The sequence below is a fragment of the Desulfovibrio sp. ZJ200 genome, assembly GCF_011039095.1.
Taxonomy (GTDB): domain Bacteria; phylum Desulfobacterota; class Desulfovibrionia; order Desulfovibrionales; family Desulfovibrionaceae; genus Desulfovibrio.
Genome location: NZ_JAAKEH010000059.1, coordinates 1 through 14,703 on the forward strand (window position 1 = coordinate 1; position 14,703 = coordinate 14,703).

The window sequence follows — 14,703 nt, forward strand, 5'->3', positions numbered from 1 at the left end:
ATGCCTGGCTGAATGAGTACAACACGGAGCGAAGCCACCAGGGCAAGATGTGTTGCGGACGGACGCCCATGCAAACCCTGCTTGACGGCAAGGCCATCTGGAAGGAAAAGGTCGGGCAGCTCAACTAACCAGACAACGGACCCATCAAAACGGAGACTACTGTCAGATCAAGTCTGAACTACTACAGCTTATCCAAATTCTCCACCATCGCTCTGCATACGTACCTGGTGAGAGCAGATATGCCCATTCCGCCGCTGAAAAATCACATCGTCCTCGTTTCCCGGCAGGCGCTGCCCAGCCTGCTTGGCGCCTCCTTTCCGGGGAGTGGCCCTGTGCATATCCATGCCGTGGTCACCCCTGCCATGAAAGGGGCTGCCCACCTCTTGCGCAAGGCCCTGGAGGCCCGGGGGAGGCAGTGCGCCTTCACGGAGTATCCGCTTGCGGACAGCTCCGACCAGAATGCCATCTACAATAGCTGGAGCCACGAAACATGAGCACTACCGAACCCATTGTGATGGTCTGCACTGTAGGGGGCACGCCGGATCCCCTGCGCACAAGCATCCGTCATCACCACCCGAGCCATGTGATATATCTGGCATCCCCGCAGTCACGCGCGACAATCCGTCAGGAAATTGAAAATGACCTTGGATGGAAGATTGGGGATACACAGATTGTCACGCTGCGTGATTATCAGGACATGGTGCAGTGCGTGAAAGATATGCGAGAGGGCATCGCCAAAGCCCTGGCGGACATGTCCCTGCCGGAGGACATTCCGCTTGTCGCGGACATCACTGGCGGCACAAAGATCATGTCGGCGGCATTGGCCCTGGTTATGATGGAGTTCAAGAGCCGCTTTTCCTATGTCGGGGGCGGCGCCCGTACCAAGCAGGGGCTGGGCATTGTGGAGTCCGGAACGGAAAAGGTGGTGCAGGATGCCAACCCCTGGGATGTGCTGGCCTTGCGCGAAGTGCGGGCCCTGGCCTATGCCTTTAATCATGCCCAGTTCGCGGATGCCCTGGCCACAGCCCGGGCACTCGCTGAAAATATGGATGGCGCACAAAAAAAATTCTACAGCGCCATTGCTGACATGGTAACGGGCTACATGTCGTGGGACAGCTTTAATCACAAGGAAGCCCAGACATGCCTCAGTCAGGCTCACGGCCGTCTGGCTCCCTATGGCGTGCGAAATCCGCGCCTCTCTGAACTGCTCAGCGCCCTCAAGCGGGATGTGAAGCGGGTGGAAGCCCTCAGGCAGGATGCGGCGGCTCTCAGGTGCGCTTCTGCTCAGCAGGGGGAGGCGAGAGGACGCCCCTATCTGCTTGACCTCGTGGGCAATGCGCGGCGTTGCGCAGCCGCCGGGCATTATGACGATGCCGTGGCCCGACTCTATAGCGCTATCGAAAAATGCGCCAAGATTGCCCTGTGGACAGGGCATAGCATTGATAATGGACATGTGCCGCTGGACCGCGTTCCGGCATCCATCCGTGACGAGTGGCGGCCACTGGCCGACGCGGAAGGTGTTGCCCGTGTTGGTTTGGAAAAATCATACCAGCTGCTGGCCGCACTGAATGATCCCTTGGGAAAGTCCTTCCAGGCTCATGGGGATGCCCTGAAGAAAACATTACAGTCACGAAACAGCTCATTGCTCGCTCACGGGTATGATCCCATAGGCAAGGAGAAGTATGAAAAGCTGCTGGCTGCGGCACTGGAGTTTCTTCATACCGATGTGAAAGATCTGCCGACATTCCCCCATCTTGACTGGAAAGCTCTGCTATGAAAGACAAACGCCACGCGGCTATTGAGTCACTGCTCCAGGCAGAGGCCCCGGGCGCGGCGCTGCTTGCGGCTGTGCGCCGCCGCGAGGCGTGGCTCCCCCCCTTTCTTGCCGATGCCGACACTATCCCGGCTGGGCCTGCCCCCTATCATTCGGGGACGGTGCTGGCACACACGGCCCGCTGCATGGATGCCGTGGCCGGGGATACCCTGGCTGTCTGGATGGCGCTGGGTCATGATGCGGGCAAGCTGACAACTCCCCGTGCCCTTTGGCCACACCACTATGGTCACGAATCTCGCGGGAGGAGGCTCGTCGCTGTCTGGGCGCGCCATCTGGGCCTCTCCGATAAATACACGCGGGCCGGCATTCTCGCGGCACGGCTTCACATGAAAGCCGGGCGCTACGCCCGACTGCGGCCCGGCAAGAAGTTTGACCTCCTGCATGAAGTCGCCGCCAGCGGTTTTTTTGTGGCTTTCTGGAAGGTGGTGGACGCGGACACCAAATCTTCCATAAGCGAGACTGCCTGGCGGGATTGGCAACAAATCCGCACAAATCCGAATGCCACGCGCATGGAGGAAAAGACGCGCCAAAAAGGGATTTCCCTGCTAAAATTGGCCTATGCGAAAGAATGGTGATTCCGCTTAGAGCATTTTCACTTTGAAAATGCTCTGCTGACGCGCAAGCGGCAGCCGCCGCAACGCGGCGTACATTCAGGCGAAAACCGCGTTTTTCGCCTGAATGCCACCTTTGACTTTCATAAAAAGTCAAAGGTAATCTGCTCTAGCCTTGACCTATATGTTCCCGGCCGTCCTCTTCGTAACGTTTGGGACAGGTTCGGCAGGCAAGGGGCGGTTCAGCGGCGCACAGGCGGGCGCGGTAGTCCGCGTAGGCCGGCTCGTTCCACAATTCCCAGGCGTCGCGGTCGAGAACGGAGCCGAAGGTCTGCCGTCGGTCGCCGGGATGGCCCGGAGGCACGGCGGCGGGCACGTTGAGGTACACGCAGGGCGACAGCGTGCCGTCGGCGTCCACATATACGGTGTGGGTAGCGTTTTCGCGGCAGACGGGCAGGGGAAGAGGGCCGGGCAAGGCATAGTGGAAGACGCGTCCGGCGGCTCGGGCACGGGCTGCGGCGTCTTCCAGCAGGGCGCGGGCGGCGCGCAGTCTGGTTTCGGCCCTGGGCGTGACCGGGGGGGCGAAGGCCAGCGCCTCCTGGCCCGGCGCGGCGATGTAATCCAGTGTGCTGATCACGGCGGCGGGGACGTCCAGTTCGCTCATGAGTTCGGGCAGCCGGGTCACGGCTTCCATGCGGTCGGCCAGCAGGAGATAAGCAATGTGGATTTCCAAATGTACACCGCCCCGTGCCTTGCGCACCCGCTGGAGCGTGCGTATGGCTTCCACGGTCCGCGCGAAGGGCACGCCCGCGCGGACGCCGTTGGACGCCGGATCGGTGCCCGCCAGCGAAAAGGCCACCACGTCCAGACCTCCGTCCACCAGTCTGGCGGCCGTATCTTCGTCCATACGCAGGCCGCAGGTGGTGGTGGATACCTGACAGCCGGCCCGCCGGGCAAAGGCCGTAAAGTCGAAAAAGCGGGGGTGCAGCAACGGTTCGCCCCAGCCTTGAAGATGGGCCCGGCGGCTGCGACGCAGCAGGGGCCACAGGGCTGCGACCACTTCAGCCGACATGGCGCGCGAGCGCCACACCCCGGCCAGAGTCGTATGGGGGCAATAAATGCAGCGCCCCGAACAGGCGGAGGTCACTTCCATTTGGACGCAGGACAGAGGGCGCGGCGGGGCCAGGAAGGCGTCGCGCAGTTCCCGCCACAGGCCGGGCCGGAAGGCCGGATTGTCCAGGGGATCGGGCCGCCCGCTCATGATGCGCCTCGTTTGAACAGGGCGGCCAGACGGGCCAGGCATCCCCGCGCCGGAAATTCCCAGGTTGTTTCCAGATAGGGCAGCCAGGGCCGGGCCTTCCATTTGCGCTTGAAAAAGGCGACGCCGGGATTGATGCCCAATCCCAGGTTCAGCAACGTGTGGCCCCGTTTGGCCGCTTCGTCCAGCAGGGCGTTCAGCAGGGCGTCGGCGCAGCCGGGAGGACTGTCCGGCCGCCGGAAGGCGAACATGTAGAAAGCCACGCCGAGGGAGCTGTAGTCGCCTATGGCAAAGGCCCGCAAAGCGCCGTCCTTCCGTCCGCGCGCCGCGAACAGAAGGGCGTCCGGCGCAGCGGCCAGATAGCGGTCGAGGCGGCCATAAATGTAGCGCGTGCCCTCGGCCAGGCAGCAGACACGCAGGTAGTCGTCCACCAGGGCTTTGGCTTCCGGCCCCCAATTCTCCACCGCCACCTCGACCTCTCGCCGGGCCCGGCGTACCATGTTGCGCACCTTGCCCGAGGCGGGCACGAAGGGCGGGGCGGGGGGCAGGTCCAAGGCCCACCAGGCGTCCGCTTCACCGGTTTTGGCTCCGGGCGGGGCGCAGGCCGGGCGGCGTGGGCCCAAAACCGTGATGCGGCGCGCGGAAGCAGCCACGGCGGCCGCCGAAGCGGCCACGGCTTCTTCCCACGCCTGCGGGGAACGCTCCGCGCCGTAGCCATCGTAGGCTACCAGAATAAAGCCGTCGCCCGCCGCGTATTGCAGAAAGCCCGCAGGTGATACGCCGGGGACAAGCCCGGACACGGCCTGCACATAGGCGGGCGCCTGTTCGGGCACCACGGCGGAGGCCGCCAGGCCCGCCACTCCAGGCGGGGCCGTCACGCCCGGCCGGGGCAACGCCGTCGTCATAGCGTCTCCTTGTTCCATAAAGCGGACAGACGATGTCTCCAGGTGGGCAGTACCCGCCGCAGGGTAAAGCCGTCCTCGGTCAGCATGCGCCGCAGATTGAGCAGATGGGCCGATCCCACGAACACCGCCGCGCCGCCCCGTTCCAGCCAGGGCCGCATGCGCTCGCGGAAGCGCTGGTCGCGGTGGTCTATGATGTGTTCGGTGCGCGAGGGAAACTCCGTGCTGGTGCCCAGCATGCCTTCCAGATTTCCGGCCAGATAGGATGCCGCGTTGCGTCTGCGATAGGCGTCCCAGCGGCGGCAGTCGCGTAAAAAGCGCACGATGCGCTCCATGGGCGCGGCTTCCAGCGCGGCGATCTGCTCCGCCACGGTTTCCATGCCGAATACTGTTTTGCCCATGTCCCCGGCCAGATTCCATATTTCCAGGTCTACGGACTGCTTCCAGCCGCGTTGTTCCAGAAACAGAGTCCACAGCGAAAAAAAGGCGTACCACGGCCGGGTTCGGCCCAAAAGCTCGCGCAGCACGTCCGGCGCGGGGGGCGGTCCGTCGGCCAGCAGACGGCGGCGGCACAAAACGCGTTCCAGGAGGATCACGTCGGCCCCCGTCAGATGATCGAGCACGCTTTCGCCCGGCGGCGGCGCGACGCGGCCCGCCTCATCCACTTCGGCCAGACTGTCCTGATCCAGCGGTCCTTCCAGGATGATGGTATCCACCTTTTCAAACAGGCGGCGCAAGGATCGTTCAAACGAACAACAGAAAAAGTGGGCCGTGCCGCCCAGCCATGAGGTATGGCCGTTTTTGTCCACACGCCAGAGCATGGCGAAGGGGCGCTGCTCGGGTTGATCGAGGACGAAACGCCACTTGTCGGTCGGACCGGCCGTCAGCAGCGCGCGCACCACGTCGGCGCCCGGGGCGACGGGCGGGGGGGAAGCGGCGGGGCGTTCCTCCCAGGCGGCCGCCACATAGGGCAGCACCGGGCGACCTCCCCATTTGCGCTTGAAGCGCCGGATACCTTCGTTGACGCCCACGCCCAGATGAATAAAGGCCTTGCCTTCACGCCGGGCGGCTTCGAGCATGGCTCGGAATAAAAGATCCGTGGCGTGGGGCGCGTAGTGCGCACGGGAATGCGCGCCGATGAGATAGGTGCAGAAGCGCGGCGGCGCGAAATCCAGAAGCAGACTGGCCGCCACCCGGCCTTCCGCGTCCACGGCGTCAAACAGGCGCAGATCCGTACCCGGCGCGTTCAGGACCGAAGCGGTGCGCGCGTACAATTCGCGCACGTTGGGGCGCAGAGCCGCCCGGCCCATGAATTCCGTCCACAGGCGACGATGGGCCGGGGTGAACTCCTTGCCTTCCCGCACACGCAGGGGACTGCGGGCGAGGACATTGCGCAGGCGGGCGGGCGTCGGCGCGTTTACATCCAGGATATACACTTCATCCCGCTCAGTGACGAAGGGCTCCAGGCGCTCCGGCGCAACCGGTCCGACCAGCCAGCATCGGCGTGCGCCTGTACGGCGCAGAGCCTTGGTCAGAGCCGCTTCAAAGGCCTCCATAGTCTGTCGCAGCGGAGCTTTCGGTCCAGTGTCCCCGAGCGTATCCGGCGCAGCCCAGGCCGGGAGTTCATCGGCCAGGGGATAGGCCACGGCCGTCAGCCAGGGGGCGACGTCCGGCCTGTCCGAGCCGTCCGACCCGCTAAAAAACAGAAAACCGTCTTCCACAAAGGGCGTGCCGCCGGACATGGCTGCCATGAAGGCCGTCGAGTGTTCGGGCACCGTGGCCCGGATGGTAACAAAGTCCGTGGGCATGGCGGTCATGGCGCGACTTCCTGGGGAGGACGATGGACGGGACCTGACTGCTCCCGCATAGTTCGCCTTTACGCTAGCCTCCGGAAGGCTTCTTGACAAGAGCGCCAGCGTTCGCATGAAGGCTTATGTGCTGACAATCCGCACCCGTCCCCCGAACCGCTTGCCGAGGGATTCGCCTTTGCGATGATTTCCGTAAAAAATTGATTGTAATTTCATGTAATTGAGAAAGGAATTTCACTCTCAAAGTCCCTCACATATTTTCATGAATAACACAAAAATTATCAATAAAAACAAATAATTATCTTCATCATTTTTATCCCGGAAATCCGTTTTGGATAATGGACGGATAATCATCTTCCCTTTTGAGGGATTCGCCGTTATCATGCTTTCATGAACGACGTAACTACCTGAAAATACATAAAAACAAAGTTTGAGGGCGTTTTCTGTCGACTGTCTTCCAAAAAGCGCAACCCCAAGACGGGAGAGCCGGATCGCATCTACTGTTTTTGCTATACCGATGCTCAGGGCAAGGGGCACTGGAAAACGGTCGGCAGACACAGTGAGGGTGTCCGACCCGCATTGGTCAAACGTGAACGGGCAAAATTCATTGCTGAAATCGCCGATACCGGCATAGACCCCGCAGCCCGTGACAGGGTAACGGTCGGGCAGCTCGTGGACGCCTACCTCAATAGGGGGCCGCAGTGAGGGGAAATACGTTGACCAGCACTACAGCCAGTATCACAATCATGTTTGCCAGGAACGGGAGGGACGCTCTGCGCCTGACGACCGGCGATCCCTCACCGGACATCATCCTTCTGGATGTGATAAGGGGCAGGACCATGCAGCCTGCCTGGCTGGCCGCAAGCCTGTTCCCCAATTGTTTTTTGCTTCCCGGCTTACGCGCCGGGCTCTGCGCAGACGCGCAAGCCGCTTACTGGTTGATCATCACCTTGGCCGGGCGCAACAGACGATCTCCGAGCTTGTATCCGCGCTGCAGCACGCGCGACACCACGCCGGGCGCAAGATCCGGCCGCGCTTCAAAGCCCACGGCTTCCTGCGTTTCCGGGGTGAACGGCTCGCCCTCCTCGCCCAGGCTTGTCAAGCCGTGCCTGGTCACGGCCTCCAGCAAAAGCTTGTGCGTCATGGCCACGCCCTGAAGCATGTCGCGGCACGCCTCATTCTTGCTGCCGTATTGCAGGGCCAGATCCAGGTTGTCCAGGGTGGGCAGCAGATCACTCAGCACTTTTTCAGCGGCATACCGCAGTTGCTCTTCATGCTCGCGGCTGAGGCGCTTTTTGAAATTATCCATTTCGGCGGCCGCGCGCAGGCGCACTTCTTCCAATTCAGCCCGGCAGCGCTCTGCAGGATCATCTTTGGGATTTTCCGCCAAATTTTCCGCCGGTCGCGCATCGTCGCGCAATGCTTCGTTTTCAGGGGCTTGCTCGCCCTCTGGGGTCTGCGCTTCGGCCCCGTCCTCAAAATCCTCGCCGGCCTGAGCCGCCCGCTTATATGAATGCATCTTGTGACGCTGCATGCTTCCTCCTGAAATATGCCGCCCCGGAGCCGCGCAAGCCGAGGCGGCACTGCCTGTCCCGACCGCAAAACCGCAGGCAAGACCGTACAGCCTTTCGCCTTGCCAACGACCGCGCCTGAAATCCGCTCATAGAGCATTTTGCTTTTGAAATTATTCAATTTCAAAAGCGGCGCTGCCATCATTTCCCCGCAAGCGGGACAAGCCCCCGCAAGCGGGACAAGCGCCTGAAAAGCGTGGTTTTCAGGCTCATTGCTTCAGCCGTTGCGACGAAGGAAGCTACGGATGAAGACAGCAACTGGTTACTGCGACAGCCAGCCAACGCAACCGCTGTCGCTATCCGCAAGCAAGCAAAGCTTGCTGACGGCTACCGCCGGCGCGGGCGTCCGCTCCCGCGGCCGCCAGAGCGTTTAGCTAATTTCATTAGCAAAAACGCTCTAGTGTAAGCCGGGCGACCGTTTGCTCCGGAAGGCATCTTTGCGCTCTGCCAAGGCTCTATAAGGCAGCCTCGCTATCTTTATGGATGTAAGATCGCCGCGCCCGGCTGTCAAGCCGGAGGAGCAAAAGAGACTTTCACGCTTTCAATGAAAATGATATTGCAACCATCTGAAATTCAAAACGAATTTTTCTGAAAATCAGCGAAAAGGTGAATGTCTCGAGCAAAAAGACCAGGGCTGCCGCAGAAGATGCATCTGCCCTGCCCATGCAAGCGTCCAGCCTCGACATTCCTGCGCCGCTTCGGTATATTGCCACGATTGACGTGAGGGAAATGCCTATGACATGCAGAATCCTGACCCTGCAAAGTGAGCAGGACTGGCCCAAAGCCTCCCAGTGGCTGCAAGGCCGCCGCGATCCCGGCGATGGGGTTGAAAGCGCCGTGCGCGAAATCCTCGCGGCGGTGCGCAGCAATGGCGATGAAGCGCTCGTTGACTATACGCGGCGCTTTGACTGCCCGGAGTTTGCCCCGCCGCTGCGCGTGAGCGAACAGGACATTGCCCGCGCCGCGGCTTCGGTTTCCATTGAAAGCCGGGAGCACATCAGCGGAGCCGCGGCCAATATCCGAGCCTTCCATGAAGCCCAGCTTGAAAAATCCTGGTTTCTGACCCGGGCGGACGGCAGCATCCTTGGGCAGAGGGTCTTGCCTGTGGACAGCGTAGGCCTCTATGTGCCGGGCGGCCAGGGCGGCAATACGCCCCTGGTTTCAAGCCTGTTGATGAATGCCATCCCGGCTCAGGTGGCCGGGGTGCCCAGGCTGGCCGTCTGCACCCCGCCGCGCAAGGACGGCAGCGTCAGCCCGCATATTCTGGCCGCCGCGCACCTGCTGGACATCGACGAGGTTTACCGCGTGGGCGGGGCCTGGGCTGTTGGCGCCCTGGCCTGCGGCACACAGAGCATCGGCCCTGTGGACGTCATCGCCGGACCGGGCAATATTTATGTGACCACAGCCAAACGGCTGGTGCAGGGCACGGTGGGCATCGATATGATCGCCGGGCCCAGCGAAGTGCTGATTCTGGCCGACGCTTCGGCCAACCCCGCCTGGCTGGCCGCGGATATGCTTTCACAGGCCGAGCATGACCCCTTGGCTTCGGCCATCTGCGTCACGGACGACGCCCGTCTGGCCGAAAGCCTGCAACGGGAATTGGAGAGCCAGTGCGTAGCCCTGCCCCGTGCCCAGACCGCGGCCCGTTCGCTCATGGATTGGGGCGCCATCGTGGTGACGCCCAATCTCGCCACGGCTGTGGGCGTGGCCAACCGGGTCGCGCCGGAACATCTGGAAATCTGCACCCGCGATCCCTGGAGCGTGCTGCCGCACATCCGTCACGCGGGCGCTGTTTTTCTCGGGCAGCACAGCCCCGAAGCCGCAGGGGATTATTACGCCGGGCCCAATCACGTCCTCCCCACCCTGGGCACGGCGCGTTTCTCCTCGGCGCTTTCCGTGCAGACCTTCTGCAAAAAAACCAGCATCGTGGCCGCCTCGCCGGAATTTCTGCGACAAAACCTCCAGGCCATTGCCGGTCTGGCGCGCCTGGAGGGCCTTGAGGCCCATGCCCGCTCCGTGGAAGCGCGCAAAAACAAGTGACCCGGCCCAACGGGCATACTCAGGAGCCATCATGAAAGTTGTCGTCAAAACGGACATTACAGCCTATCCCCTGCTCTCGCGCGGCAAAGTCCGCGATATTTACGACGTGGATGAAAACACGCTCCTGATTGTCACGACAGACCGCATGTCGGCCTTTGACGTGATTATGAGCGAGCCCATTCCTTACAAAGGCGTGATCCTCAACAAGCTCACCCTCTTTTGGATGAACAGGTTCAAGGACATTATTCCCAATCACCTGCTGGAAAGCGATGTGGACCGTTTCCCCGAGGCGCTCGCCCCCTGGCGGGACGAGCTGGAGGGCCGCGCCGTGCTGGCCCGCAAGGCCAGGCCTCTGCCGGTGGAATGCATTGTGCGCGGGTATATCACAGGCTCCGGCTGGAAGGATTACCAGGCCACGGGCACGCTCTGCGGCTACGATCTGCCTGCCGGCCTGCGGGAGTCGGACAAACTTGAGCCCGCCCTGTTTACCCCATCCACCAAAGCCGAACTCGGCAAGCACGACGAAAACATCAGCGTGGCCGACGCCGAAGGCCTGATCGGCGAGGCTGCGGCCCGGCAGGTTGCCCGGACCGCCCTGGAGATTTACGAGGCCGCGCGCGCCTATGCCGCCGGGCGCGGCATCATCGTGGCCGACACCAAGTTTGAATTCGGCTTTATCGACGGTCGCCTGCACCTTATCGACGAAGTGCTCACGCCGGATTCCTCGCGCTTCTGGCACGCGGCCCGGTATACGCCCGGCCAAAGCCAACCCAGCTTTGACAAGCAATATCTGCGTGACTGGCTGAAAAAACAGCCCTGGAACATGCAAGCGCCTCCGCCGCATCTGCCTGAAGAGGTAATCAAGGCCACTGCTGAACGCTATCAGGAAGCCTATGAAATTCTGACCAGCAGAATTTGACGCAAAAAACCGCTTCCGCCTGCTTACCGTCAACCGCCAACCGGGAAACCGGCGCATTTTTCAAGGAGAAGCCATGCTGTTGCAAGGAAAAAAAGCCGTGATCATGGGTCTCGCCAACAATAGAAGCATCGCCTACGGCATTGCCTCATGTCTCAAGGCCCACGGGGCCCGTCTGGCCTTCAACTATGTGGGCGAAGCCATCAAAAAGCGGGTGGAGCCCCTGAGCGCGGAACTCGGCGGCGAATTCACCTTTCAATGCGACGTCTGCGATGACGCGCAGATTGCCGCCGCCGCGGATCTGGTCAAAGAAAAATGGGGCAATGTGGATGTGCTGGTGCATTCCGTGGCTTTTGCCAATCGCGAGGATCTCTGCGGCCGCTTTGTGGATACCTCGCGTGAGGGCTTCAGACTGGCCCTGGAAGTTTCCGCCTATTCGCTCACCGGCGTTTGCCGGGCCTTTGAGCCCTTGCTGCAGGATGGGGCCTCCGTGATCAGCATGACCTATCACGGCTCGACCAAAATAATTCCCGGCTACAACGTCATGGGCGTGGCCAAAGCCGCGCTGGAGGCTTCCGTGCGCTACCTGGCCTATGATCTGGGCCCCAAGGGGGTGCGCGTCAACGCCATCAGCGCCGGGCCCATTAAAACCCTGGCAGCTTCGGCCGTATCCAGCCTCAAGGACATTTTCAACCATGTGGAAAGCCACGCGCCATTGCGCCGCAACGTCAGCACCACGGATGTGGGCGGCGCGGCGGTCTTTCTGGCTTCGGAGCTGGCGCATGCGGTCACCGGCGAAGTGATCTATGTGGACAGCGGCTTCAGTCAGTTGGGGATTTAAAGGCCGGCGCTCGAAACATGCCGCTTGCAGTGGCCGCGAGGTCCAGCGGCGGCTGGAAAAGGCAGGCGGCGCTGCCCACGGCCGCGCCGCTCCGCCGCAGAGCCGGACCGGGAGATCGCCCGGCGGCCGCTGCCTCCCGGCAGGATCGCGTTTCAGAGCCGGAGCCGGCGGGAGCAAGAGCGGTTGTACACATTCAGCCCGGCTCTGTGCAGGATCAAACGCATGGACTATATGACGCTTAATGCGCTCGGCATTCTTCTGCTGGCCGGATTCGGACTCTGGGCTTTTTACCACGCGGCCACGAGCGCCAAAAAACGCCCGCCCGGCAAAAAAGATGACGACAAGCCCGAATCCTGAGGCCCCACGTTTTTGAAAAGGCGCGCCTGTGATCTGGAGCATTCTGACCATTCTGATCGTCCTGGCCCTGGCCCGGCTGCTCAAAAAAGGCTGCGAAGGCACGCCGTTCAACAATCATGCCCCGTGAGCGCCGCATATTGAGCACCTCCGGTGGAGGGAAAAAAGCGATACGCCCCCGGACGGCAAGCTGCCGGATAATTTGTGGTAAACGGCATCGCGCGTATTTTTTGCTTGCAGAGGCCAGGGTTTTGGCATATACAGGTCCGACTTTCAGCGGCGCGTAACGGCGTTCGCATCCGGAGAGGTGTCCGAGCTGGTCTAAGGAGCACGATTGGAAATCGTGTGTGCGTTAACAGCGCACCGGGAGTTCGAATCTCCCCCTCTCCGCCAGATTTCAAGGGGTTACTGTAAAAAGTAATCCCTTTTTTCATTGGTGGAATTTTTACGATTGGTGATTTCATTGGTGATTTCATTGGTGGAATTTATAACGGGGCCCCTTTCGGGGGTATTTTCGCCTTCCTGCATGGCAGTGTTCGGAGCGGAATTTTCCCCATTGGTGATTCGATTGGTGATGTCCTCAAAAACGGATGCAGCCTCCCTGTCCACGCCCAGATCGTGAAGGTAGATTTCGGTCGTTTTCAGGTTCTGATGGCCCAGGACTTTTTGCGCCTTGTAGGGATCGTGGAAGCCGGTAGCCATGAAGTGCCGAAGGCTGTGCGCTCCGAAATGCCGAACCCCTGCGCGCAGGCACAAATCGCGCATCAGGTACTTGATGCGGTTGCTGGTGCGCGTGAAGGCGTTCCCCGTACTCGGATCGGTGAAGACATGCCGTGCCTCCCTGGGGTCTGATTCTCTCAAGCGGCTCAATACCTGGTAGAGCGTATCAGACATGGCGATTTTTCTCGCCTCCATGTTCCCGCCCCGTCTTTTGGATGTCCAGAGGGTAATGACCCTCCTCTCCAGATCAACATCTTCCCATGCCAGCAGTCGAATTTCCGAAATTCTGGCCGCCGTGTGAAGCAGGCAGATCAGGAAGTCATGCTCAAAGCCTGGTTTGGCAGCATCCAGAAGGCTTTTTATATCATTCGCAGGGGGGACGTATTTCACGGCTTTTTTGATAGCATAAGCGTCAATCTGCCGGGGCGGATTGTCTGCGGCGTAACCTTCTTTGCCAGCCCATGCCCAGAGCGAGGAAAGCTCCGTTTTGTACTTATTGGCGGTTTTTTTGCTTATCATTTTTGCTGCCACTGCCACAAAGCCGTCTATCGTTGCCTTTCCTATGCTTCGGAAAGGTGTCATTGCCCCTGCGAACTCAATAAATCTTCGGTATGCTGTCTTTTTGTAGGATATTGTGTTGGGTTTCAATCGACTCTCACAATAGAGGAGATGGGCAGTACACACGTCACGCAAAACCATATCGTCTGGCTGCTGCCTCAAGCTCTTCTGTTCTTCTTCCCATGCCAGAGCTTCTCGGCGACTTCGGAAGCCTGCCTTCCTTCCGATGCGTATCCCATCCTGGTAAACGTCCGCGATCCATCGCGGGCCGTTCTTTGTCTGATACTTCGCTACCGCCATTGATTGCCTCCGCCCTGACCGGCCCGGCCTGCCAGTAGAAGCGCATGGAACGGAGCGTATTGCCCTCACCCACGCGCTCGTGCTTCCAGCGCCTCCAAGTCCTGCGAAACGTGCCAAAGCTGGTTTTGAGCCTCTCGCACATTTCATCTGCCGTCAGGAGTTCGGTGTCCATCATAACGTCCCGGATCAATTATTGGTGGTTATTCGCTTGCGCCGCCGCCGCAATTTCTTCAGCTATCCGACCATGCAGAGGGCAGTCCCCTTGAACGATCCAGCCGTGTTTCGTCCAGTCAGCCCCATAGCCACGGCCTTGGCAGTTATCCCAGACTGGACATGTGCAACCTTGGGCTATGGCCTTGTCACTGCCCGGAGGCGGGAAGATGATCTCTTGCATTGCACTACTCCAAAAAGATGAGCTTGCCTTTCAGCAGCCCGGTTGTGAGTGCCGCATGGAGTTTGGCGGCATCGGGTTCGGAATACGCCACCAGGCACGAGGGCGCATTGGCCGTACCGCCCCGCTCGCCGGAGATGTAATGGAAGCGGAGTCGCCCTTGGAAAAAAAAGAGCGCACGGGCTTTGTTCCAGATTTGGGCATGGAAGCCCTGCGTCTCTGTACGGGCAAAGATCAGTGCGAGGCCGCTGCCATGTTCGGCCAGCCGGGCAATCCAGCGGAATGTCTCCTTTCCATAGGGTGGATTCAGCCAGACGCGCCCTCCCAGGGCTGCGCCATGCCGTCGTCCTCTTTGGTGTAGTGACGCGCGGCCATGCCCCAAGGGCGAACAATGGGGGCGGCAAGGTCCAGATCGAATGGCCCCAGCGCGCGCAGGATTTCCGGCGGCGTAAGCCACTCGTCATTGTTCGTTGTGTTGCTATTGAAATTTTTTGCCATTTCCTTTGAAACTGATGACCCAGGGGTTTGCGTTCCAGCCGAGGCCGCGCTTTGTGGGCGGTTCTTTCGTCCAGCACGCGGAGTCGGTCATAGGTTTTCCTCCGGTATGGTCTCAGGTACAGCTGTCTGGTTCATTTCTTTTCCCTCCTCAATGCAACCAG

General features: G+C 60.8%; 15 protein-coding genes, 1 tRNA gene and 1 pseudogene. 9 read left to right on the plus strand and 8 right to left on the minus strand.

What is annotated here, in order from left to right:
- The 4 genes and pseudogenes from G7Y52_RS12940 to G7Y52_RS12955 all read left to right on the plus strand — a co-directional run.
- Positions 1 to 128: pseudogene (locus tag G7Y52_RS12940) on the plus strand (IS481 family transposase); the annotation flags it as partial.
- 111 nt (positions 129 to 239) lie between these two features.
- Complete coding sequence (locus tag G7Y52_RS12945) at positions 240 to 494, plus strand: hypothetical protein (protein ID WP_165072567.1); 255 nt, start codon at positions 240 to 242, stop codon at positions 492 to 494.
- The gene (locus G7Y52_RS12950; protein ID WP_165072569.1) at positions 491 to 1,777 is read left to right on the plus strand and encodes a TIGR02710 family CRISPR-associated CARF protein; all 1,287 of its coding nucleotides are present in this window, start codon (positions 491 to 493) and stop codon (positions 1,775 to 1,777) included. The genes G7Y52_RS12945 and G7Y52_RS12950 overlap by 4 nt, the downstream gene beginning before the upstream one ends.
- Complete coding sequence (locus G7Y52_RS12955; RefSeq protein WP_165072572.1) at positions 1,774 to 2,409, plus strand: hypothetical protein; 636 nt, start codon at positions 1,774 to 1,776, stop codon at positions 2,407 to 2,409. Before G7Y52_RS12950 ends, G7Y52_RS12955 begins: the two co-directional genes overlap by 4 nt.
- A gap of 145 nt (positions 2,410 to 2,554) precedes the next feature.
- Here the strand turns inward: G7Y52_RS12955 and G7Y52_RS12960 are convergent, their stop codons facing one another.
- From G7Y52_RS12960 to G7Y52_RS12980, 5 genes are all read right to left on the minus strand, one after another.
- Complete coding sequence (locus G7Y52_RS12960) at positions 2,555 to 3,646, minus strand: radical SAM protein (protein WP_165072574.1); 1,092 nt, start codon at positions 3,644 to 3,646, stop codon at positions 2,555 to 2,557.
- Complete coding sequence (locus tag G7Y52_RS12965; RefSeq protein WP_206215303.1) at positions 3,643 to 4,548, minus strand: hypothetical protein; 906 nt, start codon at positions 4,546 to 4,548, stop codon at positions 3,643 to 3,645. Before G7Y52_RS12965 ends, G7Y52_RS12960 begins: the two co-directional genes overlap by 4 nt.
- A complete protein-coding gene (locus tag G7Y52_RS12970) occupies positions 4,545 to 6,362 on the minus strand; it encodes a GNAT family N-acetyltransferase (protein WP_241159752.1) in 1,818 nt (605 codons plus the stop codon). The genes G7Y52_RS12965 and G7Y52_RS12970 overlap by 4 nt, the downstream gene beginning before the upstream one ends.
- Positions 6,363 to 6,593: 231 nt before the next feature.
- Positions 6,594 to 6,911 carry a hypothetical protein gene (locus G7Y52_RS12975; protein ID WP_165072576.1) on the minus strand — a complete coding sequence of 106 codons (318 nt, stop codon included), beginning with the start codon at positions 6,909 to 6,911 and terminating at the stop codon, positions 6,594 to 6,596.
- A gap of 373 nt (positions 6,912 to 7,284) precedes the next feature.
- Positions 7,285 to 7,887: a nucleotide exchange factor GrpE gene (locus G7Y52_RS12980; RefSeq protein ID WP_165072578.1), complete on the minus strand. Its 603-nt coding sequence runs from the start codon at positions 7,885 to 7,887 to the stop codon at positions 7,285 to 7,287.
- Between the two features lie 772 nt (positions 7,888 to 8,659).
- On the opposite strand from G7Y52_RS12980, the gene hisD reads away from it, so the two are divergent.
- From hisD to G7Y52_RS13000, 5 genes are all read left to right on the plus strand, one after another.
- Positions 8,660 to 9,964, plus strand: a complete 1,305-nt coding sequence (gene hisD, locus G7Y52_RS12985) for a histidinol dehydrogenase (RefSeq protein ID WP_165072580.1) — start codon at positions 8,660 to 8,662, stop codon at positions 9,962 to 9,964.
- A gap of 31 nt (positions 9,965 to 9,995) precedes the next feature.
- Positions 9,996 to 10,883, plus strand: coding sequence for a phosphoribosylaminoimidazolesuccinocarboxamide synthase (locus G7Y52_RS12990; RefSeq protein ID WP_165072582.1), 888 nt, complete (start codon positions 9,996 to 9,998; stop codon positions 10,881 to 10,883).
- A 73-nt stretch (positions 10,884 to 10,956) separates the two neighbouring features.
- On the plus strand, positions 10,957 to 11,721 hold the full coding sequence (locus G7Y52_RS12995) for an enoyl-ACP reductase (protein WP_165072584.1): 765 nt from the start codon (positions 10,957 to 10,959) through the stop codon (positions 11,719 to 11,721).
- A gap of 222 nt (positions 11,722 to 11,943) precedes the next feature.
- Positions 11,944 to 12,078, plus strand: a complete 135-nt coding sequence (locus tag G7Y52_RS15525) for a hypothetical protein (RefSeq protein WP_277424314.1) — start codon at positions 11,944 to 11,946, stop codon at positions 12,076 to 12,078.
- 298 nt (positions 12,079 to 12,376) lie between these two features.
- Positions 12,377 to 12,468, plus strand: a tRNA-Ser gene (locus tag G7Y52_RS13000).
- 12 nt (positions 12,469 to 12,480) lie between these two features.
- Here the strand turns inward: G7Y52_RS13000 and G7Y52_RS13005 are convergent.
- The 3 genes from G7Y52_RS13005 to G7Y52_RS15070 form a co-directional block, all read right to left on the minus strand.
- Positions 12,481 to 13,443, minus strand: coding sequence for a site-specific integrase (locus G7Y52_RS13005; RefSeq protein WP_206215304.1), 963 nt, complete (start codon positions 13,441 to 13,443; stop codon positions 12,481 to 12,483).
- 37 nt (positions 13,444 to 13,480) lie between these two features.
- Positions 13,481 to 13,828, minus strand: a complete 348-nt coding sequence (locus tag G7Y52_RS15065; protein ID WP_206215305.1) for a hypothetical protein — start codon at positions 13,826 to 13,828, stop codon at positions 13,481 to 13,483.
- A 522-nt stretch (positions 13,829 to 14,350) separates the two neighbouring features.
- Entirely contained in the window at positions 14,351 to 14,542 is a 192-nt protein-coding gene (locus G7Y52_RS15070) for a hypothetical protein (protein ID WP_206215306.1), read from the minus strand.
- Between the last annotated feature and the right edge of the window lie 161 nt (positions 14,543 to 14,703).